The 23,694-nt window shown below is 71.4% G+C and carries 12 protein-coding genes and 3 rRNA genes; 9 read left to right on the top strand and 6 right to left on the bottom strand.

The window, feature by feature from the left end; translation table 11 throughout:
- Window positions 1-799: 799 nt before the first annotated feature.
- From Ae505Ps2_RS09605 to rrf, 3 genes are all read left to right on the top strand, one after another.
- Window positions 800-2,319, top strand: a 16S ribosomal RNA gene (locus tag Ae505Ps2_RS09605).
- Window positions 2,320-2,634: 315 nt separating this feature from the next.
- Window positions 2,635-5,725: ribosomal RNA gene (locus Ae505Ps2_RS09610) — 23S ribosomal RNA — on the top strand.
- A 104-nt stretch (window positions 5,726-5,829) separates the two neighbouring features.
- Window positions 5,830-5,946: ribosomal RNA gene (gene rrf, locus Ae505Ps2_RS09615) — 5S ribosomal RNA — on the top strand.
- The 16S, 23S and 5S rRNA genes sit together here, the layout of an rRNA operon.
- Before the next feature lie 674 nt (window positions 5,947-6,620).
- Here the strand turns inward: rrf and Ae505Ps2_RS09620 are convergent.
- The 3 genes from Ae505Ps2_RS09620 to Ae505Ps2_RS09630 form a co-directional block, all read right to left on the bottom strand.
- Window positions 6,621-7,724 (bottom strand): quinone-dependent dihydroorotate dehydrogenase, encoded by a 1,104-nt coding sequence (locus Ae505Ps2_RS09620; protein ID WP_020625425.1) that lies wholly within the window; start codon window positions 7,722-7,724, stop codon window positions 6,621-6,623.
- Window positions 7,725-7,744: 20 nt separating this feature from the next.
- Window positions 7,745-8,119, bottom strand: coding sequence for an RNA-binding S4 domain-containing protein (locus tag Ae505Ps2_RS09625; protein ID WP_020625426.1), 375 nt, complete (start codon window positions 8,117-8,119; stop codon window positions 7,745-7,747).
- A gap of 80 nt (window positions 8,120-8,199) precedes the next feature.
- Window positions 8,200-9,000, bottom strand: a complete 801-nt coding sequence (locus Ae505Ps2_RS09630) for an SDR family NAD(P)-dependent oxidoreductase (RefSeq protein ID WP_075308718.1) — start codon at window positions 8,998-9,000, stop codon at window positions 8,200-8,202.
- Window positions 9,001-9,053: 53 nt separating this feature from the next.
- Between Ae505Ps2_RS09630 and Ae505Ps2_RS09635 the strand changes: the two genes are divergently transcribed.
- Window positions 9,054-9,932 (top strand): diacylglycerol kinase family protein, encoded by an 879-nt coding sequence (locus Ae505Ps2_RS09635; RefSeq protein WP_020625969.1) that lies wholly within the window; start codon window positions 9,054-9,056, stop codon window positions 9,930-9,932.
- 11 nt (window positions 9,933-9,943) lie between these two features.
- Here the strand turns inward: Ae505Ps2_RS09635 and Ae505Ps2_RS09640 are convergent, their stop codons facing one another.
- Both Ae505Ps2_RS09640 and malQ read right to left on the bottom strand, forming a co-directional pair.
- A complete protein-coding gene (locus Ae505Ps2_RS09640; protein ID WP_233147401.1) occupies window positions 9,944-10,759 on the bottom strand; it encodes a fumarylacetoacetate hydrolase family protein in 816 nt (271 codons plus the stop codon).
- A 28-nt stretch (window positions 10,760-10,787) separates the two neighbouring features.
- Window positions 10,788-12,788, bottom strand: a complete 2,001-nt coding sequence (gene malQ, locus Ae505Ps2_RS09645) for a 4-alpha-glucanotransferase (protein WP_075553572.1) — start codon at window positions 12,786-12,788, stop codon at window positions 10,788-10,790.
- Between the two features lie 253 nt (window positions 12,789-13,041).
- On the opposite strand from malQ, the gene Ae505Ps2_RS09650 reads away from it, so the two are divergent.
- The 5 genes from Ae505Ps2_RS09650 to Ae505Ps2_RS09670 all read left to right on the top strand — a co-directional run bounded on the left by Ae505Ps2_RS09650 (window position 13,042) and on the right by Ae505Ps2_RS09670 (window position 23,090).
- A complete protein-coding gene (locus Ae505Ps2_RS09650; protein WP_075553573.1) occupies window positions 13,042-15,318 on the top strand; it encodes a carboxypeptidase-like regulatory domain-containing protein in 2,277 nt (758 codons plus the stop codon).
- Window positions 15,318-16,178 carry an alpha/beta hydrolase gene (locus tag Ae505Ps2_RS09655; RefSeq protein WP_075308716.1) on the top strand — a complete coding sequence of 287 codons (861 nt, stop codon included), beginning with the start codon at window positions 15,318-15,320 and terminating at the stop codon, window positions 16,176-16,178. The genes Ae505Ps2_RS09650 and Ae505Ps2_RS09655 overlap by 1 nt, the downstream gene beginning before the upstream one ends.
- Window positions 16,179-16,265: 87 nt before the next feature.
- Window positions 16,266-21,845, top strand: coding sequence for a SpoIIE family protein phosphatase (locus Ae505Ps2_RS09660; RefSeq protein ID WP_139320152.1), 5,580 nt, complete (start codon window positions 16,266-16,268; stop codon window positions 21,843-21,845).
- 211 nt (window positions 21,846-22,056) lie between these two features.
- The gene (locus Ae505Ps2_RS09665) at window positions 22,057-22,659 is read left to right on the top strand and encodes a cysteine dioxygenase family protein (RefSeq protein ID WP_249265246.1); all 603 of its coding nucleotides are present in this window, start codon (window positions 22,057-22,059) and stop codon (window positions 22,657-22,659) included.
- On the top strand, window positions 22,656-23,090 hold the full coding sequence (locus tag Ae505Ps2_RS09670; protein WP_075308705.1) for a rhodanese-like domain-containing protein: 435 nt from the start codon (window positions 22,656-22,658) through the stop codon (window positions 23,088-23,090). Before Ae505Ps2_RS09665 ends, Ae505Ps2_RS09670 begins: the two co-directional genes overlap by 4 nt.
- Here Ae505Ps2_RS09670 and Ae505Ps2_RS09675 read toward each other — a convergent pair.
- Window positions 23,036-23,692 (bottom strand): TetR/AcrR family transcriptional regulator, encoded by a 657-nt coding sequence (locus Ae505Ps2_RS09675; RefSeq protein ID WP_198932117.1) that lies wholly within the window; start codon window positions 23,690-23,692, stop codon window positions 23,036-23,038. The genes Ae505Ps2_RS09670 and Ae505Ps2_RS09675 overlap by 55 nt on opposite strands.
- Between the last annotated feature and the right edge of the window lie 2 nt (window positions 23,693-23,694).

The raw sequence follows: 23,694 nt of genomic DNA on the forward strand, positions 1-23,694 counted from the left end.
GGAGGCCTCATCGACCCGTTCCGCAGGACGTCGGCCGACGGTTGCCCACGGGACCGCAGCGGACGGTTCCGCCTCGAGGTGGATGACGATCGCCGGCGGTGGGCAGGACCGGAACCCGCTCTCGTCGCCCGCGAGGGGGCCTATGGGCAGGTGCGGGGTCGGGCCGCCCGGTCGACGGCCGACCGGGCTCGGCGACGCCGGACAAGAACGTGTCAGCACACTGCGACGGTGACCTGACTGCGCAGGTCACGGGCCGATTCACGACCTGAACGGATGGTGGCCCGACCACCGAGAAGACCACGTCGACAACCCATCGCGAAGAGACCGTGGTCGGCGTCACACAGATCGGTGATCGTCGGTATCGCCAGGTGAGTGGGTGTCGGTAACTCGGAGTTCGCCCTCGTGTCCCGCGATGACCTGCGACGACGCCTGATGTTCGCCCCGTGGACCCCCCCGGCTTGACGGCCCCGGACACCGTGCCGTAACTTTCTTCCTGTCAGCGAGTGAGTCGGACAGAACGGGCCCTGAGTGGTTCGGTCAACAGGCCCCGCGGACAAGCTGACCCCCTGGTGGTTCGCCGAGTTTCTCGGTGTGGTTGTCTTGGTAGGTCGAGGCGATCCGTCTTCAGGATCCCGCTTCCTTGTGTGGGGGTTGGGTGATTGCGGTGCGGGTGTCTTTTGAGAACTCAACAGTGTGTCGAGCTATATTGAATCGGTTTGGCGTTTTGTGCCAGATTGTTTGTTTGGTTGCAGCATTCGATCCCGTCGGGTGTTGTGGCCAGTGTTTGTTTGTCAGGGTTTTGTTGGAGAGTTTGATCCTGGCTCAGGACGAACGCTGGCGGCGTGCTTAACACATGCAAGTCGAGCGGTAAGGCCCTTTCGGGGGTACACGAGCGGCGAACGGGTGAGTAACACGTGGGTGACCTGCCCTCCACTCTGGGATAAGCCTGGGAAACTGGGTCTAATACCGGATAGGACCACTGGCTGCATGGTTGGTGGTGGAAAGTTTTTTCGGTGGGGGATGGGCCCGCGGCCTATCAGCTTGTTGGTGGGGTGATGGCCCACCAAGGCGGTGACGGGTAGCCGGCCTGAGAGGGCGACCGGCCACACTGGGACTGAGACACGGCCCAGACTCCTACGGGAGGCAGCAGTGGGGAATATTGCGCAATGGGCGGAAGCCTGACGCAGCGACGCCGCGTGGGGGATGACGGCCTTCGGGTTGTAAACCTCTTTCGCCAGGGACGAAGAGTGATTGACGGTACCTGGAGAAGAAGCACCGGCCAACTACGTGCCAGCAGCCGCGGTAACACGTAGGGTGCGAGCGTTGTCCGGAATTATTGGGCGTAAAGAGCTCGTAGGCGGTGTGTCGCGTCGGCCGTGAAAACTTGGGGCTTAACTCTGAGCGTGCGGTCGATACGGGCATCACTTGAGTTCGGCAGGGGAGACTGGAATTCCTGGTGTAGCGGTGAAATGCGCAGATATCAGGAGGAACACCGGTGGCGAAGGCGGGTCTCTGGGCCGATACTGACGCTGAGGAGCGAAAGCGTGGGGAGCGAACAGGATTAGATACCCTGGTAGTCCACGCCGTAAACGTTGGGCGCTAGGTGTGGGGACCATTCCACGGTTTCTGTGCCGCAGCTAACGCATTAAGCGCCCCGCCTGGGGAGTACGGCCGCAAGGCTAAAACTCAAAGGAATTGACGGGGGCCCGCACAAGCGGCGGAGCATGTGGATTAATTCGATGCAACGCGAAGAACCTTACCTGGGTTTGACATGCACCAGACATCCCTAGAGATAGGGCTTCCCTTGTGGTTGGTGTGCAGGTGGTGCATGGCTGTCGTCAGCTCGTGTCGTGAGATGTTGGGTTAAGTCCCGCAACGAGCGCAACCCTTGTTCCATGTTGCCAGCACGTTATGGTGGGGACTCATGGGAGACTGCCGGGGTCAACTCGGAGGAAGGTGGGGATGACGTCAAGTCATCATGCCCCTTATGTCCAGGGCTTCACACATGCTACAATGGCTCATACAGAGGGCTGCGAGACCGTGAGGTGGAGCGAATCCCTTAAAGTGAGTCTCAGTTCGGATCGGGGTCTGCAACTCGACCCCGTGAAGTTGGAGTCGCTAGTAATCGCAGATCAGCAACGCTGCGGTGAATACGTTCCCGGGCCTTGTACACACCGCCCGTCACGTCACGAAAGTTGGTAACACCCGAAGCCGGCGGCCCAACCCTTGTGGAGGGAGCTGTCGAAGGTGGGACTGGCGATTGGGACGAAGTCGTAACAAGGTAGCCGTACCGGAAGGTGCGGCTGGATCACCTCCTTTCTAAGGAGTCCCATCATGTGATGGGGCATCACATGGCTCTGCAGGGTTTTGCTCTGTGGGTTTCTGTGGTTCCTTCATTGAATCGCATCATCAGCTCCGTCTGTGGGTTGGGTGCGTTGGGTGGAACGCAGTTCGTTGGACCGGTTTGGCTTGGCACACTGTTGGGTCCTGAGGAGACACCTGGTGAACGGGTTGTTTTCTTTGGCCGCTCTGGTCGGGGGCTTCCTAACGCCTGCTTGTGGTGGGTGGTGGTTGTTCTTGGTTGGGTGTGGTTGTGGGTTGAGTGTTGCATAGTGGATGCGAGCATCTTGTTGTGGTCAAGTTGTTAAGAGCACATGGTGGATGCCTGGGCATCAGGAGCCGATGAAGGACGTGGGAGGCCGCGATAGGCCTCGGGGAGCTGTCAACCGAGCTGTGATCCGAGGGTGTCCGAATGGGGAAACCCAGCGCCCGTCATGGGGCGTTACCCGTACCTGAATTCATAGGGTGCGTGGAGGGAACGTGGGGAAGTGAAACATCTCAGTACCCACAGGAAGAGAAAACAATAGTGATTCCGTGAGTAGTGGCGAGCGAAAGCGGATGAGGCTAAACCGTGTCCGTGTCAAGCCGGCAGGCGTTGCGGGTGCGGGGTTGTGAGGCGTGTCGTTCATCTTCTGCCGAGGGTGGGACAGCATGAACCGGTGTTAGCGGAACGATTCTGGGATGGTCGGCCGTAGTGGGTGATAGCCCCGTACGCGAAAATGTTTGGTTCTGTTGTGGGCATTGTTCTCGAGTAGCAGCGAGCCCGTGAAATTCGCTGTGAATCTGGCGGGACCACCCGTCAAGCCTAAATACTACCTGGTGACCGATAGCGGACAAGTACCGTGAGGGAAAGGTGAAAAGTACCCCGGGAGGGGAGTGAAATAGTACCTGAAACCGTGTGCTTACAAGCCGTCAGAGCCTTGCGGGGTGATGGCGTGCCTTTTGAAGAATGAGCCTGCGAGTTATGCTTCGTGGCGAGGTTAACCTGTGTGGGGTAGCCGTAGCGAAAGCGAGTCCGAATAGGGCGGTTGAGTCGCGGGGTGTAGACCCGAAGCGGAGTGATCTACCCATGGCCAGGGTGAAGCGTCGGTAAGACGTCGTGGAGGCCCGAACCCACCAGGGTTGAAAACCTGGGGGATGAGCTGTGGGTAGGGGTGAAAGGCCAATCAAACTTCGTGATAGCTGGTTCTCCCCGAAATGCATTTAGGTGCAGCGTCGTGTGTTTCTCGCCGGAGGTAGAGCACTGGATGGCCTAGGGGGCCGACAAGCTTACCGAAGTCAGCCAAACTCCGAATGCCGGTGAGTGAGAGCGCGGCAGTGAGACTGCGGGGGATAAGCTTCGTGGTCGAGAGGGAAACAGCCCAGATCACCGGCTAAGGCCCCTAAGCGTGCGCTAAGTGGGAAAGGATGTGGGATCGCCCGGACAACCAGGAGGTTGGCTTAGAAGCAGCCACCCTTGAAAGAGTGCGTAATAGCTCACTGGTCAAGTGGTCCTGCGCCGACAATGTAGCGGGGCTCAAGCGCACCGCCGAAGCCGTGGCAATGACATCTTTGTGGTGTTGTTGGGTAGGGGAGCGTCCTGCGTCTGGTGAAGCCCGGGAGTGATTTACGGGTGGAGGGTGTGGGAGTGAGAATGCAGGCATGAGTAGCGAATGCAGAGTGAGAATCTCTGCCGCCGGATGACCAAGGGTTCCTGGGCCAGGTTGTTCCGCCCAGGGTGAGCCGGGACCTAAGGCGAGGCCGTCAGGCGTAGTCGATGGACAACGGGTTGATATTCCCGTGCTCGTGATAGTGCGTCCATGCCGAGGCTGGTGATGCTAACCATCCGAACCCACCTTCGCTCCTTCGGGAGTGTTGTTTGTGGGGGAGCGTGGGATCCGATCTGGTAGTAGGCAAGTGATGGGGTGACGCAGGAGGGTAGCTCCGCCACGCGGTGGTTGTCGTGGTGTAAGCCTGTAGCCTGATCTCCTAGGTAAATCCGGGGGGTCGTGAAGGGTGAGAGGTGATGCGTAGCCGATTGAGGCGAAGAGGGTGATCCCATGCTGTCGAGAAAAGCCTCTAGCGAGTGCTGTTGCGGCCCGTACCCCAAACCGACACAGGTGGTCAGGTAGAGAATACCGAGGCGATCGAGCGAACTGTGGTTAAGGAATTCGGCAAAATACCTCCGTAACTTCGGGAGAAGGAGGGCCGGTTGTCTTGATGCCCCGTGCGGGCTAGGGATGGCCGGTCGCAGAGACCAGGCCCAAGCGACTGTTTACTAAAAACACAGGTCCGTGCGAAGTCGCAAGACGATGTATACGGACTGACGCCTGCCCGGTGCTGGAACGTTAAGAGGACCTGTTAGTCCCCTTGTGGGGCGAAGCGGAGAATTTAAGCGCCAGTAAACGGCGGTGGTAACTATAACCATCCTAAGGTAGCGAAATTCCTTGTCGGGTAAGTTCCGACCTGCACGAATGGCGTAACGACTTGGGCGCTGTCTCGACCACAGACTCGGCGAAATTGCACTACGAGTAAAGATGCTCGTTACGCGCGGCAGGACGGAAAGACCCCGGGACCTTTACTATAGCTTGGTATTGGTGCTCGGTTCGGCTTGTGTAGGATAGGTGGGAGACTGTGAAGCTATCACGCCAGTGGTGGTGGAGTCGTTGTTGAAATACCACTCTGGTCGAATTGGGTGTCTTAACCTCGGGCCATGATCTGGTTCAGGGACAGTGCCTGGTGGGTAGTTTAACTGGGGCGGTTGCCTCCCAAAGAGTAACGGAGGCGCCCAAAGGTTCCCTCAGCCTGGTTGGCAATCAGGTGTTGAGTGTAAGTGCACAAGGGAGCTTGACTGTGAGACTGACGGGTCGAGCAGGGACGAAAGTCGGGACTAGTGATCCGGCACCACCTTGTGGAAGGGGTGTCGCTCAACGGATAAAAGGTACCCCGGGGATAACAGGCTGATCTTGCCCAAGAGTCCATATCGACGGCATGGTTTGGCACCTCGATGTCGGCTCGTCGCATCCTGGGGCTGGAGTAGGTCCCAAGGGTTGGGCTGTTCGCCCATTAAAGCGGTACGCGAGCTGGGTTTAGAACGTCGTGAGACAGTTCGGTCCCTATCCGCCGCGCGCGTTGGAGACTTGAGGAAGGCTGTCCCTAGTACGAGAGGACCGGGACGGACGAACCTCTGGTGTGCCAGTTGTCCCGCCAGGGGCACGGCTGGTTGGCTATGTTCGGGAGGGATAACCGCTGAAGGCATCTAAGCGGGAAGCCTGTTCCAAGATGAGGTCTCCCACCACCTTTGAGTGGGTAAGGCTCCCAGGAGATGACTGGGTTGATAGGCCGGAGATGGAAGCCCTGTGAGGGGTGGAGTTGACCGGTACTAATAGGCCGAGGGCTTGCCACAACGAGTTGTTCGCATCCACTGTGTGACCCTGAGCCCACAACCCTGTGCGGGTTGTGTGTTCGTAGGTCCCCCCATGTTTGTGTGGGGGTTTGTTGAATAGTGTTGTCGGTGGTCATTGCGGTAGGGGAACGCCCGGTCCCATTCCGAACCCGGTAGCTAAGCCTTCCAGCGCCGATGGTACTGCACTCGCCAGGGTGTGGGAGAGTAGGTCGCCGCCGACATTCAACATGATCAGGAAACGCCCCGGACTTCATTGTCCGGGGCGTTTCCTGTTTTCTGGGTTCTGTTCCGGTCGGCTCTCCGTAGGCTGCCAGGGCACGACAGCGCTGCCCACAGTGCGCCCGGCGGGGTGCGGGGCGTTGTGTGCCTGTGCTCTGGGCCCGCTTTCGGTTGTGGAGTCGGTCCCGTCCCGTCCCGTCCCGTCCCGTCCCGTCCCGTTCTGTCCCGTTCTGTTCTGTTCTGCGCCGGCTGTGAGCCGGGCGGGGCACGGGGCACAGGTTTCTGTGACCTCGCATCTGCTGCAGGGTCTGCGAGGTCGTAGGACGGTGTGCGAGGTCGAACGCACCCGCGGCGATGGATGAGGCGCGGTAAGGCAGGGCGATGCGGGGTGAGAGTGGGCGGGGACTCGGCCCGGGGCCGGGGCCACGGCGACCCCCGGTCCACCGATGACGCTGCTCCGCCGATGACGCTGCTCCGCCGCGACTTCGCACCGTCGATAAGCCGTGACCCTGCACCACCGGCTAGCCCGCGACTCTCCACCACCGGCGAGAGAGCACGCCAGGGCCAATAAGGCACACACAGGCGGAGTCTCGCTTGTGAGGCACCCAGTCGGCCGAGAACAACCGCCGGCAGCAACACCAGCCACCCCCGGCGGCAACACCAGCCACCAAAGCCCTCAGAGATCGGCACCCACAGCGTCGTCGACACACGAGAAACCGTCGGCGCGCAGCAGCGCCGCGAGCTCCCGGTGGACCCGCGCGGGCCAGAGCAGACCGCCGTAGATGAACCCGGTGTAGGCCTGGACCAGCGCCGCACCGGAGCGGATCCGTCGGTAGGCCTCCTCCGCGTCGGCGATCCCACCGGCGGAGATGACGACCTGGCCGTCGTCGAGCCGAGTGCGCAGCTGGCGGACGACCGACCGGGCACGCTCGGTCAACGGGCGTCCGGACAAGCCGCCGGCACCGGCCGCGGCGACGACGTCGGGAGCGGTGCGCAGGCCGTCGCGTGACACGGTCGTGTTCGTGGCGACGACCCCGTCGAGGCGCAGGCGCCGGGCCAGGTCGGCCACGGCGTCGAGGTCCTCCGGAGCCAGGTCCACGGTGATCTTCACGAGCAGCGGGACACGACGACCGCCGGAGACCCGGTCCAGCTCCTCGCGCACCGCGACGAGCAGCGGCTCCAGCACGTCGACCTGCTGCAGGTCCCGCAGACCGGGGGTGTTCGGTGAGCTGACGTTGACCACGACGTAGTCGGCGTAGGCGCCCAGCGCCGCGGCGCTCGCGCGGTAGTCCGACGCCGCGTCCTCGGCGGGCACCGCCTTGCTCTTGCCGATGTTGACCCCCAGCACCGGCATCCCCGGCCGGGGGCGGGTGCGCAGCGCGGCGAGGCGCGGCCCGACGGTCCCGGCACCGGAGTTGTTGAAGCCCATCCGGTTGACCAGGGCGGCGTCGTCGACCAGCCGGAACAGGCGGGGCCGTGGGTTCCCGGGCTGCGCCCGCCCGGTCACCGTCCCGATCTCTACCGCTCCGAACCCGAGCCTGCCGAGCGCGAGAACACCCTCGGCGTCCTTGTCGAAACCGGCGGCCAGACCGAGTGGGCCGGCGAACTCCAGACCCAGCGCCCGGGTGCGCAGCACGGGGTCCGACGGAGCGAGCCGCTCCGCGACCCGCTCACCCACGACGGGCGCGGTCCCGAGTGCGCGGACCACACCGAACCCCATCCGGTGCGCGGGCTCGGACGGGAGGTGCCGGAGCACGTGGCGCATGAGGGCGTCGTACATGCCCCCATCCTCACACCGGCCTAGGAGGTGCGGCGGGACAGCCCCAGCTGATCGAGCATCCGGCGGTCGCGTTTCGTCGGACGCCCCGCCCCGCGGTCGCGGTGGGCGAACAGCGGCTGCCCCGCGGCGGTCGGCTCCGGCGGGGTGTGGTCGATGTAGCACTCCTGCGCGATCGGCGCGCCGACCCGCTTCTCGATCACCCGGGTGACCTCGACGATCCGGTTCCGGTCGTACACCCGCACCCGTACCCGGTCGCCGACCTGCACCGTCGCCGCCGGCTTCGCGGGCCGGTCGTTGATCCGCACGTGCCCGCCGCGGCAGGCCGTCGCGGCGTCGGCGCGGGTCTTGGCCAGGCGCACCGACCACAGCCACCGGTCCACGCGGGTCCCCTCCATCCGACCATCGTGCCATCCGGGAGGGCACTCCGGGCCGATCCGGCGCTGCGGGCGGGCGGCGGCGGTCCGCCCGCCGGGCCTCAGTAGTGCACGACCCCCGGTGTCCCTCCACCCGCGGCGACGGCGTCCCCGGTGACGGCGACCGAACGGGGCGAGCAGAGGAAGGTGATGACGTCGGCGACCTCCGCGGCGGTCGTGATGCGGCCGATCGTCGTCGTCGCGTCGAGCTCCGCGCGCGCCTGCGCCTCGGTGATCTCCGCCGACTCCGCCCGCGCGGCGAGGGCGGCGGGCGTCCGCTCGGTCTCGGTGGCACCGGGGTGCACGACCGTCACGTTGATGCCGTGCGGACCCAGCTCCTGGGCGAGTGCCGCCGTCATCGAGGCCACCGCGACGTTGCGCACCGACCCCACCAGCGACGACGACTTCCGCGCGTTCAGGCCGCTGACGTTCACGATCCGGCCCCACCCCTGCGCGCGCATCAGCGGCGCGACGGCCCGCGCACACCGCAGGTAGCCGAGCACCTTCGTCTCCAGCTCGACCCGCACCGCGTCGTCGGTGATGGAGGCCAGGTCGGTCGGCGGGCCCGCGCTCGCCGGTCGCGCGGCGGCGTTCACCAGCACGTCCACCCCACCGAGCCGGTCCGCGACCACGGCGACGCCGTGGCGGACCGCGTCGTCGTCGGTGGTGTCGACCGCGACGGCGAGCACCTCCGGTGCCCCCTCGGCGCGCAGCGCGGCCGCGGCGGACTCCAGGGCCCCGGCGTCACGCGCGAACAACGCGACCCGGGCACCCTCGGCGGCGAGTGCCCTGGCCGTCGCCAACCCGATGCCGCGGCTCCCGCCCGTCACGATCGCCCGACGCCCGTTCAGTTGCAGATCCATGACTCCCACCGTGCCGCAACGGTGGCGGGGCCGCAGGCGTCTACGGTGTGCGCGTGGCTGAGCCGATCGACTCCGTGCTGGTGGTCTTCAACCCGGGCAGTACCGGGGATGCCGATGTGCTCGCCGAACAGCTGCGCGACGAGCTCCACGCCGCCCGGCCCGAGCTCAGCGTGCGGCTCGTACCCACCGAGTACGCCGGGCACGCCCGGGTCATCGCCAGGGACGCCGCGTCCGCCGGTGGGCGCCCGCTCATCGTCTCGGCGTCCGGCGACGGCGGCTACAACGAGGTCGTCAACGGGATCATGGACGTACCGGGCACCGCCGCCGCGGCCGCCGTGCTGGCCGCCGGGAACGCGAACGACCACGACCGCGTCACCGCACGTCGTCCGCTGGCCGAGGCGATCCTCGACGGCCGCCCCGAGCCGATGGACCTGCTCGAGATGCACCGCGACGAGGACCCGCCGCGCTACGCGCACTCCTACATCGGGTTCGGGCTGACCCCGGTCGTCGCGCTGCAGATCGAGAAGGGCGGCAAGGGCAGCATCCGGGAGGTCATCACCACGGTGCGGGCGTTCTGGGCGTTCACCCCGTTCGAGGTGGAGTTCTCCCGCGGCGACCGGCGCCGGATCGACAACCTGGTCTTCGCCAACATCGGCGAGATGGCCAAGGTCGCCGAGCTGTCGGCCACCAGCCGTCCCGACGACGGCCGGTTCGAGGTCGTGCTGCTGGAGCACCGTCCGAAGTGGAAGCAGCTGTGGGTGGCTGCCCGGGCTGCGTTCTCCGGACTCGGTCGGCAGCCGTCCACATCGGACTTCCGGTTCACCGCGTGCGGGCCGATGCCGGTGCAGATCGACGGCGAGGTCGACGAGGTCGCGGCCGGGACCGCGATCCGCATCCGCTGCGCGGCGGGGGCGTTGAACGTCGTGCGCTGACGCCCGGCCGGTCACGAGGCGAGGCTGAACTCCACCGAGCCGAGGTCGTCGCCGAAGCTCGCACGGACCCGCGCGCCGCGGTGCACGGGCACGGGGGTGGTCGTCGTCCCCGTGGTGACGACCGTGCCCGCCTCCAGCCGGAGCCCGTAGCCGGGCAGGACGTCGGCGAGCCAGGCCAGTGCCGCCCACGGGTCGCCGAGGACGGCCGCGCCGGAGCCGGTCGCCGTGGCGTCGTCGACCCGGAGGGTGGTCGGGGTCGACGCGAGGTCCAGGTCGAGGGCACCGGGCAGCTCCGGGCCCAGCACGAACCGCCCGGCGCAGGCGGCGTCGGCCAGCATCGACGGCGCCCCGGCCGCGACGAAGTCGGTGAACCGCGACTCGGGCAGCTCCACCGCGCCGTGCACGGCGGCGACCGCGGCCCGGAGCTCCTCGCGGGTCGCGTCGGCGCCGACCGCCGCGCCCATGACGAACGCGAACTCCGCCTCGGCGACGGCCATGTGCAGGTCGTCGGAGGGCACCACGTCGCCGGGGGAGTGCCGGAACCGCTCGAACAGCGCCCCCGGCAGCGGGGCGTCCACACCGATGTGGGTCTGCCCGGCGGGCGCGGTCGCCGCGAGCTTCCAGCCGTAGGACGGCCCGGCCCGCTCCGACAGCCTGCGCTGCGCGCTGAAGCCCTCGGCGAGGCTGCGCGGGCGCAGCAGCTCCGGCAGCGCGGCGATCCGTTCGCCGGTGGTCCAGGCCTGCCACAGCGCACCGGCGGTGCCGTCGGCCCGCACGAGGTCGACGGCGGTCGGGTCCATTCCCGCGGAGGTGTTCTCGACGCTCATCGGGGCGGCATCCTGCCAGGGCCGCGGGTCAGCCGTCGTCGCCGGTCCGGGCGCGCAGCACCTCGGCGACGCGGCGGACCCGGTCGTCGGCGAGTGCGTCCTCCAGCGACACCGGCAGCGGGATCCGCCAGTTCGGGTATTCGTCGACGGTGCCGGGCAGGTTCGGCTGCCGGGTCTCGCCCAGCACGTCGTAGAGGGAGGCCAGGACCAGCCGCGACGGCGCCGACGCCAGCAGCGCGTGCAGCGCGACCACGATCGTGTCCTCGTCGGTCTCGTCCGGGGAGTCGAGCAGCCCCTCCGCGGTCAGCAGCGCCAGCAGCTCGTCCCGCTCGGCGCCCGCCTTCGCCTCCTCGGTCGTCGGGTCGTCGAGCAGCCCCAGCTCGGCGCGCACCCGCACCTGCTCGCCGGCCAGGAACCCGGGCGCGGTCGGCAGGTCGTGGGTGGAGATCGTCGCGACCGACCGCTCCGGCCAGCGGCGCGGCGGGCGCAGCGGACCGTCGTCGCCGCCGGTCACGGGGTCGGGGTCGCGGGAGAACCACAGCACCGTCGAGCCCAGCAGGTTCCGCTCGGCCATGTCCTCGCGGATCCGCGGTATCACCGTGCCCAGGTCCTCACCGACGACCAGCGCGCCCGCGCGGTGGGCCTCCAGCAGCAGGACGGCGAGCATCGCGTCGGCGTCGTAGTGGACGTAGGTGCCGCGGTCGGCGGTCTGCCCGGAGGGCACCCACCACAGCCGCCACAGCCCCATGACGTGGTCGATCCGCAGGCCGTCGGCGTGCGCGAGCAGCGCGCGGGTCATGTCGCCGAACGCGGCGTAGCCGGTGTCGGCGAGCCGGTCCGGGCGCCACGGCGGCAGACCCCACGTCTGGCCGCGCTGGTTGAACGCGTCCGGCGGGGCACCGACCGTCGCGTCGAGCGCGAGCACGTCCTGCAGCATCCACGCGTCGGCGCCCTCGGGATCGCAGCCGACGGCGAGGTCGTGGATGACCCCGACCGGCATGCCCGCGTCCGTCGCGGCGGCACGGACCGCGGCCAGCTGGGCCTCGGCCTGGCGCTGCACCCACGCGTGGAACGCGACCCGTGGGGCCAGCTCCTCGCGGGCCGCGGCGACCCCGGGGCCGTCCGGCCGGCGCAGCTCCGCAGGCCACAGCGACCAGCGGCCGCCGTAGCGCTCGGCGAGGGCGCAGTAGGTCGCGAAGTGGCGCAGGTCGTCGTCGGGATCGCCGTCGGGGTGGCCGGCGCTGCGCCACAGCGCCTCCAGCGCGGACCGCTTCGCCGCCCACACGCGGTCGTGGGCGATCCGGTCACCGGTCGTCTCCGGACGCAGCGCGTCGACCTCGGCGCGGGTGGCGGCGTCGGCGGCCGCGTAGGCGGGCAGGTCGGTGATCCGCAGCGCCAGCGGGGTGGCGTAGCGGCGCGAGGACGGCGTGTACGGCGAGGGCTGCACCGGCGGCACCGGGGTGATCGCGTGCAGCGGGTTGAGCAGCACCGCGCCCGCCCCGTGCCCGCCGCGGATCAGCGTGGTCAGGTCGCCCAGGTCGCCGATGCCCCACGACCCGCGCGAGTGCAGGGCGTAGAGCTGCAGCATCCATCCCCAGGTCCGGGGCGGGTCGGGCAGCGTGGGCGGTGCGACGACGACGTGGGCCCGCCCGGCCGTCGTCTCCAGCGCGTAGCGGCCCGGCTCCAGCCCGGCGGGGAGCTCGCCGTCGACGTCACGGGCCCAGCCCTGCTCGCCCCGTGCGCCGTCGACGGCGGTCAGCCGCCCGCGGCCCGGCACGGCGCGGGAACGGTCGCTGCGCAGCCCGATCGTCGGCGGCAGCGCCCCGGCGCCGGCGCGCTCGCGGGCCCCGGCGAGTGCCACGCGTTCCGCGTCGGGGGAGGCGACGTCGACCTCCAGCAACCCGAGGACGGTGCGGACCACCTCCGCGTCGATCCGCTGCTCGGTCCTGCTGCCGTCGAGGTACGAGGTCGCGACGCCGTGGGCGTCGGCGATCTCGGCGAGCTCGGGGGTCACCGGGTCGCTGGTCATGGGTCGATCCTGGCGGATGAGCAGCGGTCCGGCCCGGCCGCACGGGGTGAGACGGGCAACGTCGGTGACCGACACGCGGGACGCCTCCGCTCACCCCCGGTCAGGGGGTCCGCGGTGCTACGGTGCGTCGCCGGATGCGCCGAGCGGGTCACCGTGACCGGCCGGGCAGCGGGGCCCGGCGACGGGCACCTCCTCCTGGGCCGCACCGTGTCGTGGACGACGGTTCGCGCAGCTCCGGCAGGAGGACTTCCAGATGTCGACGTGGGCCCTGCTCGGGCTGGTTGTGGTGGTGGTGCTGGTGGCCGTCGGGATCGCCGGGTTCCTGCGGTGGGGACGGGGCCGGGAGGACGACGTCGCGTCGTCCGAAGAGGACCGTCCGCGCACCGTCGCCGATCTCGTCGACCGCCGCGCCCGCGGCCTCGACGGCGGGTCGCGCAGGCCCGCGCCCGACCCGTCGCCGGCACCTCCCGCGTCCCCTTCCCCGGTGTCCCCGGTGGACGAGGACCCGCCGGAGCCCGAGGCCGACGAGGAGCAGCCCACGGACCGTGCGGACGCCGGGGCCGCCGCCGCGGTGGACGACGATCCCGCTGACGCGGCCTCCGCGACCACGCCCGTCGCCGTGGTCGGCCCGCGGGAGGAGCGTCCGCGGACCCCCGCCGTCGCGGACACCGTGGAGGAGTTCGGCCCCTCGTCGTCGGCGCCCGACATCACCGAGGCGGTCGACGCGTCCGACCCCACCGACGAGCTGCCGGCGGTCCCGCGGGTCACCCCCGACGTGAGCGCCGGGCCGGTCGGCCCGCCCTGGTCGCGCGGGTTCAAGGACGGCAAGCCGCTCGAGCCCGTCGAGCCGGCACCGGTCCGGCGGACCCCGGCCCCGACGCCGTTCGTGCGGCGACGGGCCGTCGCGGACCCGGCCGCCCGTGCCGCCGACGAGGTGACCGTGGCCGGCGGCCCGGGCCCGGACAGCTCGGCGCCGGACATCAGCACGCCCACCTCCGGCAACGCGGTCGGCGGGGACACGTCGACGACCGCCACCGGGGAGCCCGCCGCCGCGTCCTCGGAGGACACCGAGGGTGCCGCGTCCGCCGGGACCCCGTCCGCTGGTGCCACCGCTGGTGCCACCGCCAGGGCCACCGCCGCGGGGATTGCTGCGGCCGGCGCCGCCGCCGGGGCCGCCGCCGACGAGAAGGCCGCCGACGAGAAGGCCGCCGACGAGAAGGCCGCCGACGAGGGCGACGACGAGGTCGACGAGGCCCAGCCCGCCACCACGGTCCAGGCCCGCGCACCGTTCGACCCGGACCTGGTCCGGCGGGTCACGGCACTGCCGTCGGAGCGCACGGCGGTGCGCGCCCCGGCCGACCCGGACACCGAGCGGGAGTTCCGCGAGGCCCGGGACCGCATCTCGACCCCGCACACCTGGGCGGGCCGCGTCCCCGAGCAGGCCGGCGCGCCCGAGACCGCCACCGACACCTCCCCGGTGAGCCGGATCCCGTCGATCGGGCTCGCGGCCGCCGGCGGCCGCGCCGCGCGCGAGACCGGCGACAACCCCGAGCCGCCGCCCCGGCCCGCCCCGCGGGTCCTGCGGTCCGTGCGCCCGGGGAGCGGGCCGCGGCACCTCGCCCCGTCGCTGCGCGGGACGCCCGCTGCCGACAGCAGCCCCACAGAGGACAACGCGGAAGACACCGCCGACGCCCCAACGGCTCCCGATGACACCGCGGCTCTCGACGACACCGCGGCCCCCGAGGTCGCCCCTGTTCGAGGACCGATGGGGGACGGCCCGACGGAGGACGGCACGACTGCCCCGGCCCCGCTCCACCGGGAGCCGCACGAGCAGGGACCAGAGGAGCAGGAGCCGCGGGAGCAGGGACTGCAGGAGCAGGATCAGCAGGCCGAGGCCCCGACCCCGGACCCCACCATCCCGGAGCGGTCCACGACCGCCCCGGAGGCCGAGGAGGCCCTCGTGCACGCCGGCCCGACCACCGCCGTCCGCCCCGACCGCGCCGAGGACGTGGCCCTGTCCGTTCCCCGGACCGGCCCCGCGCCGTCGACGGTCGTACCGGGCACCGCGCCGCAGGACGTCGAGGTCCGCGTCGTCGCCGCCACCGACGCCCCGCTGCGCGGCGCCGAGGTCGCGCTGCGCGACCGCTCCGGCGGGCCCCTCGGCTCCGCGACCACCGACGCCGACGGGACGGCGCAGGTCACGGCGCCGGGCGCCGGGGCGTTCGTCGTCGTCGCCCGTGCCGACGGGTACCTGCCCGGCGTCGCCACCTGCACCGTCGGCGACGACCAGGCCGGCACCACCCTGCGCCTGGTCGCTGCTGCCGCCGTTCACGGCTCGGCGCCCGCGGGCAGCGTCGTCGTGCTCTCCCAGGACGGCGACCCGGTCGCCTCGTCGACCGCCGCGGCGGACGGGACCTACCGCCTCACCGACCTCGACCCCGGCCGCTACCTGCTCACCGCGGGCGACGGCCCTGGCGTGGAGGTCGAGCTCGTCGCCGGCGACGACGTGCGGCACGACTTGGCGGGCTGATGACCGGCACCACGGAGGTCCACGGACGGCTCCCCGGGGTCGGTGGCATCGAGCTGTTCTGGCAGGGCCGCCTCCCCGCCGAGGAGCCGACCGGCGTCCTGCTCGTCAGTCACGGCATCGGCGAGCACTCCGGCCGCTACGCCACCGTCGTCGACACCCTGGTCCCCGACGGCTGGGCCGTGTACGGCCTCGACCACCGCGGCCACGGCCGCTCCGGCGGCACCCGGGTGCACGTCCGCCGCTACGACGACCTGCTCACCGACTTCGAGACGTTCCGTCGCGAGACGATCGCCCGCCACCCCGGCATCCCGGTGTTCCTGCTCGGGCACAGCCTCGGCGGCCAGATCGCGCTCGCCTACGCGCTGCGCCACCAGAACCGCCTCGACGGACTCGTGCTGTCCGCTCCCGCGCTGGCCTCCGACGCCGTCCCGGCCGCGCTCGTCCCGCTGCTGTCGGTCGTCGCGAAGGTGCTGCCCACGGTCCGCCCGGTCGGGATCGACACGTCCGCGATCAGCTCGGACCCGGCCGTCGTCGCCGACTACGACGCCGACCCGCTCGTGCACCACGGCCGCCCCACCCTGGCCCTCGGCGCGGAGATCTACCGGCAGATGGCCGAGCTGCCCGTCCGGGCCGCCGAGCTGCGGATCCCGCTGCTCGTGCAGCACGGCACCGCGGACCGGCTCACCGACCCGGCGGGCACCCGGCTGCTCGACGAGCGCTCCGGGTCCGCCGACACCACCGTGCTCTGGTACGACGACTTCTGGCACGAGATCTACCACGAACCGGGCCGGGCGGCCCCGCTCGCGGACCTGCGGGACTGGCTCGACCGGCACCGCGACGCGGCCCGTCGGGTGACCTGACCCGAGCGATCTCCCGCCTCACCGCGCCGGATCCGCACCGGTGGTGCGATCCTGGGGCCGGAACGGCAGAACGGGGTGGCGCGCACGGTGGATCGGTTCGACCGGCGGACGGAGGATGAGTACGTCCCCGTCCGCGACCTGCTGGCGACGATCGACTGGTCGGCGACCCCGCTCGGCGCGCGCGACACCTGGGACCGCGAGCTCGAGGACACCATCCGGTTCATCCTGGAGAGCCGCCAGCCGCTCGTCGCGTGGTGGGGACCCGAGCTCGTCGTGTTCTACAACGACGAGTTCGTCCCGCACGCGGGCCTGCGTCATCCCGGGGGCTTCGGCACACCGCTGCGCGACGCCTGGCCCGAGGCCTTCGCTCATCTCTCCGGAGTTCTGGAGGAGATGCTCGGCGGCCGGCGCGACGGCATCTACCGGCGCGACGACCGCCTGGTGCTGCGGCGGTGGGACGTGCCGGAGGCGACGTGGTGGACCTACTCCGCCACCCCCGTCCGTGGCCCCGACGGCGACGTCCGGGGTCTGATCGTCTTCACCGCCGAGTCCACGGCCCAGGTGGTCGGCGGCCGGCGCATGACGATCCTGGCCGCGCTCGGCGAGGTGTCCCGTGACGCCCCGACCCTCGACATCGCCGTCGAACGGCTCTGCACGGTCCTGACCGACCTGCCCGACGACGTCGGCTGCGCCGTCGTGACGGCGATCGGCGCCGACCCCGGCCCACTGGCCACCGTCCGCATCGACGCGCCGCCCGCGGGCTGGCTCCCGGACGGCCTCGACTCCGACCGCGCCACCGACGTCGAGTTCCTCGCCGTCGACCCGGTGGAGGTCCACGGCAACGACGGTGCCCCGGTCACCGACGTCGTGCGGTCCACGGTGTACACCCCCGACGGGTCGACCGGCGTCGCCGTCGTCATCGGGGCGCCGCCACTGCTCCCGCTCGACGACGACCACCGCTCGTTCCTGCGGCTGATCGCGGGCACCATCGGTGGCCTGCTGACCGCCGCGCTCGCCCGCGACCGCGAGCGCGACCGGCGCGACGACGCCGGCCTGGTCGAGCAGGCCCGTGCCGAGTACTACGCCGGTCTCGGCGACGAGTTCCGTGACCCGCTGACCCTCGTCCTCGGACCGCTGGAGCGGCTGCGCGACCACGACGACGCCGCCGTCCGCACCCAGGTGGAGCTCGCGCAGCGCAACGCCCAGCGGATGCTCAAGCTCGTCGACGGTCTGCTGGACGTCTCCGCCCTGCAGACCGGCAGGTACGACGGCATGTTCGCGCCGACCGAGATCGGGAAGACCACCGCGGCGCTCGTCGACGCGTTCGCGCCAGTCGTCGAACGGGCCGGGCTGGAGCTGTCGGTGACCTGCCCGCCGCAGGCCCGGCCGGTCTGGGTGGACCGCGACGCCTGGGAGAAGATCGTCCTCAACCTGCTCAGCAACGCGGTCAAGTACACCCGCGAGGGCGGGATCACCGTCGACCTCGCCCAGGACGGCGAGCAGGTCGTGCTGCGGGTCTCCGACACCGGCGCCGGCATCGAGGACGGTGAGCTGAAGGCGGTGTTCGACCGTTTCCACCGGCCCACCCGGCGGCACGGCCGCAGCGGCGACGGCAGCGGCCTCGGCCTGCCGCTGATCCGCCAGCTGGTCCGCCTGCACGGCGGCACCATCGGCGTGACCAGCGACCCCGGCGCGGGCAGCACGTTCACCGTGCGGCTGCCGCTGGGCTTCGCCCATCTGCCCCCCGAACGCCTCGTCCGGGCCCGGGTCGGGTCCCGATCCGCCCCGCAGCTCGCCGCGCCCTACGTCGCGGAGGCGCTGCGCTGGCTGCCCGACGAGCCCGCCGACGTCCCGCCGGTCCTCGCCCGCGGCCGCTCGGTGGACGGGTCGGTCGTCGACGGGCTGGAGGTCGACCACCGAGACCGGGTGCTCGTCGTCGACGACGACCGCGAGATGCGTGGCTACCTGCGCGACCTGCTCACCGAACGCTGGACCGTGCGGGTCGTCGCCGACGGCTCGGCCGCGCTGGAGTCCGCCCGCACCGACCCGCCGGACCTGGTCGTCGCGGACGCGGCGCTGCCCGGCAACGGTGGCATCGAGCTCCTGCGGGCGTTGCGGTCGGACCCCCGCACGGTCGGGGTGCCGGTCGTGCTGCTGTCGTCGCGGGCCGGGGAGGAGGCCGCCGTCGAGGGCTTCGCCGCCGGCGCCGACGACTACCTGGTCCGCCCGTTCTCCGCCCGCGAGCTGCTCGCGAGGGTCGCGAACCACCTGCATCTCGGCCGGGTCCGCCGGGCCGCCGAGCTGCAGTTCCGCGCCATGGCCGACTCCACCCCGGCGCTGATCTGGGTCGACGACCCCGGCGGGCACCGGCTGTTCGTCAACCGCGGCTGGCTGGACTTCACCGGCGTCGAGGACGCCGCGCAGGAGCTGGGCCACGACTGGCGCCGCCGCATCCACCCCGACGACCGCGAGCGCTACCGCTCGGTGACCTCCGCCGCCGCCCGCGCGCACGCGCCGTTCGAGGTCGAGTACCGGCTCCTGGACCGGGCGGGCCGCTACCGCTGGGTGCTCGACCGGGGCGCTCCCGTGCGCGACGGCGAACGCTCCGCGGGCTACGTCGGCGGTTGTCTCGACATCGACGTCCAGCACCGTGAGCAGCGCCGGCACCGCATCTACTCCGAGGTCGCCGAGTCCCTGGAACGGGAGATCACCCGCACCGGACGCACGGATCAGCTCGTCCGGGCCGTCGTCGAGGACCGGCTCGCCGACATCGCGGTCGTCCACGACGGCGACGCGGTCACCGGAACCGGCACCCTCGCCGTGGCCGCGGAGCGCTCGGCGCTGGAACCCTCACTGTGGCGGCTCGCCCCGCTGGTCCCCGCCGCCGACGACGGCCGCCCCGAGATCCTCGACGCCGCCCACCTCGACGAGGTCCTGAGCCGGCTCGCACCCACCCAGCGCCGGGCCTGGACCCGGCTGCGCATGACCTCGGTGATGGTCGTGCCGCTGCCCGCTCGCGGCCGCACCAGCGCCGTGCTGACCGTCGTCCGCACCGAGACCGGCGACCCCTACACCGACGACGACCTGGACCTGCTGTCCGAGATCGGCCGCCGGGCCGGGCTGGCCGTCGACAACGCCCGCCTGCTGGAGCAGGAACGCGCCTCGGCCCAGCGCCTGGGCCTGCTGCACCGGGCCACCGCCAAGATGTCGGCCGCCGCGACCCCCGGTGAGGTCGCCGCCATCGCCGCCGACCACATCGTCGACCTGCTCGCCGCCGACCACGCCGGGCTCTGGGAGGTCCGGGGCGAGTGGCTGCAGGCGCTCACCGGGCACGGCTGGGACCGCGACATGTGGCAGCGGGCCGCCCGGATCCGGACCGACGCGCCGCTGGCGTTCACCGAGGTCCTGTCCGGGCACGAGCCGTTGTGGTTCACCACCGCGCACGAGTGGGCGACGCGCTACCCCGCGGCCATCGGCATCGCACCGGACCACGCCCAGACCATCGGCTACCTGCCGCTCGTCGCCGGTGGGCGCTCGCTCGGGGTCCTCGCGGTCGCCATGCTGACCGAACGACGGCTGTCCGACGCGGACAAGGAGGCGGCCGTCGCCGTCGCCGAGCTCGCCGCGCAGGCGCTGGACCGGGCCTCGATGCTGGAGGCCGAGACCGAGGCCCGCCGGCTCGCCGAGCGCCTCGGCGCGGTCGCGACCGGGCTGGCCAGGGCCACCGACCTGGAGTCGGTCGCCGAGGTCGTCGTCGAGCACGGCCGGATCTCGATCGGGGCCGAGGCGGTCGCGGTGCTCGTGGTCGACGAGGGCGGCACGCTCTCGCTGCTGCGCGAGTCCGGCTGGCCGGCCGACGGCCCGCCGATGCGCACCCCCGGCCGCGCGCACCCGCTGAGCCGCGCCGTCAGTAGCGGCGAGCCGATCTGGAACGCCGGCGAGCCCGCCGAGGGCGAGGTCCGGCGCTACCCGGTGCAGACCGCGGTGCCGCTGATGGTCGCGGCCCGCCCCATCGGCGTCATCGGGCTGCGGTTCCCGGTCGAGCCGGTGTTCACCCCCGAGCAGCGCAGCTTCGTGCTCACGCTGGCCAACCAGTGCGCGCAGGCGATCGTCCGCGCCCAGCTGCACCAGGCGGAGCACGAGGTCGCGGTCACCCTGCAACGCAGCCTGCTGCCCCAGCGCCTGCCCGACATCGAACGGCTGTCGCTGGCCACCCGCTACCGCCCCGGCACCCAGGGCACCGAGGCCGGAGGCGACTGGTTCGACGTCCTGGACCTCGGCGACGACCTGGTGGCGCTCGTCGTCGGCGACGTCGTCGGCCGCGGCCCGGCGGCGGCCGCGGTGATGGGGCAGCTGCGGTCCGCGGTCGCGTCGAACCTGGTCAACGGCCAGCCCCCGGCGCGGGCCCTCGAGCAGCTCGACCAGTACGCGCTGCGGGTGCGCGGCGCGATGGCCAGCACCGTGGCCATCGCGACGATCGACACCGGGTCCGGCGAGATGCGTTACGCCAGCGCCGGGCACCCCCCGCCGCTGGTCGCCGGCCCGGACGGGGTGCGGACGCTGTCCGAGGGCCGCGGCGTGCCGCTGGGGATCTCGGGTCGGCCCCCGTTCCCCGAGGCCGTGGACCGGATGGAACCCGGCGAGACGATCCTGCTCTGCTCGGACGGTCTGTTCGAACGCCGTGACGAGGTCATCGACGACGGCCTGGCCCGGCTGTCCGCCGCGTTCGACGAGCTGTCCGCCGCGCAGCCCCGCGACATGGCGGACACGCTGCTGCACCGGATGTCCGAGGGGATGGTCATCCCGGACGACACGGTCGTCGTCGTCGCCCGGCTGATGCCGCCGCCGCTGCGGATCGCGATCGAGGCCGACCCGAAACGGCTCGCCCCGCTGCGTCGCGCGGTGGCGGCCTGGGCCGCGCGGTGCGGGATGGGCCCGGACGCGGTCAGCGACCTACAGCTGACCGTCGGCGAGGCCGCCACCAACTCCATCGAGCACGCCTACCTGCCCGAGGACACCGACGGAGGTGCCGGTGTCGACGTCGACCTGGCGTTGACCGCGGACGGCTCGGTCGCGGTGCGCGTCACCGACGGCGGACGCTGGCGGCCCCCGCCGGCCGACCCCGGCTACCGCGGCCGCGGCATCGCGCTCATCCGCGAGCTCGCCGGTGACGTGCACATCGACGCGTCGGACTCCGGCACCACCGTGCGGTTCCTGCTGCCCGCGATCCCGGTCGAGGTGGGCACCCCGGGCGCGGGTCCGCCGGTGGAGTTCGTCGCCGGGGAGCCCGAACGGGACCGCGACCGGGACGACACCTCGTCCGGCGAGGGTGACGACGGCACCGTCCGCGCCCGGCTGCGTGCCGTCCCGGACGCGCACGGCGTGCGGATCGGGATCGTCGGCGACCTCGACCTCGGTGGGGTCTCGGCGATCCGGGCCCCGCTGATGGAGCACGTTGACCGCGGGCTGCCGATCACCCTGAACCTGCCCGGTGAGGCGTTCGTCAGCAGCGCCGGGATGGCCCTGTTGTCGGAGGTCGCGCGCCGGATGCGGGCAGGAGGGGCCGCGCTGACCCTCGTCGCGCCCGCCGGCAGCCAGGCCCGTCGTTCGCTGGTCCTGTCGGGTCTCGACACCGTCATCGGCATGTCCGACGACGACGGCGCCTGACCCGACCTGTCCGGACACCCGCGGGGTCCTCCCGCGGGTCGGACGGCGGGTTGAAACGGTGCCCGTCGCTGTGATGGCATGCGGGACATGAGTCAGGCAGCGACCCTCGGACCCCTGTGGGGGACCCGTCGCGCCGACCACTTCGACCAGGGCTGTCGCCCGAGCTGAGTCCCTCGACCACGCTCGCCCGACCTCTTCCTGGAGTACTCCCGTGTCCGCGCCTGCCTCCGTGCCCACCGGTCTGTCCGTTCCCCGCTCGACCCGTCCCGGGCACGGTCCCGCCCGCCCCCGGCCGCGTGTCCCGCACGCGCGGCCCGTCACCGCGCCCACCCCGTACGGCATCGAGGACCTGCAGGAGCTGACCCGCGAGATCGCCGCCGAGGTGCGCGCCGGGCAGCACGAGGTCGTCGTCGACCCGGACCGTCGCTGGTACCGGCTGCTGCGCAGCGACGGCTTCGTCGACGTCTGGCTGATCAGCTGGGCCACCGAGCAGATCGCGGAGCTGCACGACCACGCCGGCTCTCTCGGCGCGCTGACCGTGGTGTCGGGCTCGCTGACCGAGCGCCGCTGGAGCGGCCCGTCCGGGCTGCGCACCCGCACCCTGCGCCACGGCCGCGGCGCCGGGTTCCCGCTGGGCCACGTGCACGACGTCGCCAACACCGCCGAGGCCCCCGCGGTGAGCGTGCACGCCTACTCGCCGCCGCTGTCGGCGATGTCGTACTACGACGTCGAGGAGGTCGCGGGCACCACCGGGCACCACCGCCTGCGCCGCACCCGCACGGAGCTCGTCGAACCCGGGCAGGGTGTCGGATGAGCCGCACCGTCGCCGACCTGCTCGTCGCCGCCCGCGCCCGGCTCGACCGGCCCACTCCGCAGCGTGCCGCGGAGCTCGCCGCCGCCGGGGCGCACCTGGTCGACACCCGGCCGGGCTGGCAGCGCCGCGAGGAGGGGCAGATCCCCGGCGCGCTGGTGATCGAGCGCAACCACCTGGAGTGGCGGCTCGACCCGACCTCCGACGCTCGCGTCCCCGAGGCCGTCGACCACGACGTCACCTGGGTGCTGTTCTGCTCGGAGGGCTACAGCTCCAGTCTGGCCGCCGCGTCGCTGCAGGACATCGGACTGCACCGGGCGACCGACGTCGTCGGCGGGTTCCGCGCATGGGCCGCGGCCGGACTCCCGGTCGAGCCCGGTCAGGACGGCCCGTCGGACGCCACCCGCCCACCGGACAGGCGCGCGTCCAGGTAGCCCGCCACCAGCGCGGTCAGCTCGTCGACGACGACCTCCCGCGCGAACCCCGGCCGCTCCAGCACGTAGCCGGTGGTCAGGTGCTCGACGGTCCGCACGACCGTCCACGCCGCGGCCCGCGCCGCGTCGGTGTCCCCGGCTCCGCGGGTCAGCAGCACCGTCGTGACCAGGTCGTCGATCCGGCCGGCGAACGCGGCGCGGCGCCCGCCGGGGGAGCGCGGCAGCTGCTCGACGATCACCCGCAGCAGGTCCGGCTCCTCGCCGAACGTGTCGAGCAGCGCGTCCAGCGTCGCGCGCACCGCCGTGGCGGTCCCGGCGCCCGGCCCGGCCGTGGCGACCGAGTCGAGGAACGCGCGCGAGACGCGAGCCTCCATCGCGTCGAGGTAGCGGTCCAGCACCTCGGTGAGCACCGCGTCCTTGTCCGGGAAGTACTGGTAGAGCGACCCGGGCGACACCCCGGCGACGGCCGCGATCCGGTTCGTCGACGCGCCGTCGTACCCGCGGGTGACCAGTACCTCCCGGCCCGCGGCGACGATCCGCTCCACCATCGCCCGGGACCGCTCCTGGCGCGGCTCGCGTCGCCGGGCCCGGCGGGCGGTCACCG

The organism is Pseudonocardia sp. Ae505_Ps2, from assembly GCF_001932425.1.
GTDB lineage: Bacteria > Actinomycetota > Actinomycetes > Mycobacteriales > Pseudonocardiaceae > Pseudonocardia.

What these genes read in the sequence shown, in the direction of transcription:
- Ae505Ps2_RS09640 (WP_233147401.1), bottom strand. Translation starts at nt 10,759, where the DNA reads ATGAGCGTCGAGAACACCTCCGCGGGAATGGACCCGACCGCCGTCGAC.
- Ae505Ps2_RS09655 (WP_075308716.1), top strand. Translation starts at nt 15,318, where the DNA reads ATGACCGGCACCACGGAGGTCCACGGACGGCTCCCCGGGGTCGGTGGC.
- Ae505Ps2_RS09620 (WP_020625425.1), bottom strand. Translation starts at nt 7,724, where the DNA reads ATGTACGACGCCCTCATGCGCCACGTGCTCCGGCACCTCCCGTCCGAG.
- Ae505Ps2_RS09670 (WP_075308705.1), top strand. Translation starts at nt 22,656, where the DNA reads ATGAGCCGCACCGTCGCCGACCTGCTCGTCGCCGCCCGCGCCCGGCTC.
- Ae505Ps2_RS09650 (WP_075553573.1), top strand. Translation starts at nt 13,042, where the DNA reads ATGTCGACGTGGGCCCTGCTCGGGCTGGTTGTGGTGGTGGTGCTGGTG.
- Ae505Ps2_RS09625 (WP_020625426.1), bottom strand. Translation starts at nt 8,119, where the DNA reads ATGGAGGGGACCCGCGTGGACCGGTGGCTGTGGTCGGTGCGCCTGGCC.
- Ae505Ps2_RS09630 (WP_075308718.1), bottom strand. Translation starts at nt 9,000, where the DNA reads ATGGATCTGCAACTGAACGGGCGTCGGGCGATCGTGACGGGCGGGAGC.
- malQ (WP_075553572.1), bottom strand. Translation starts at nt 12,788, where the DNA reads ATGACCAGCGACCCGGTGACCCCCGAGCTCGCCGAGATCGCCGACGCC.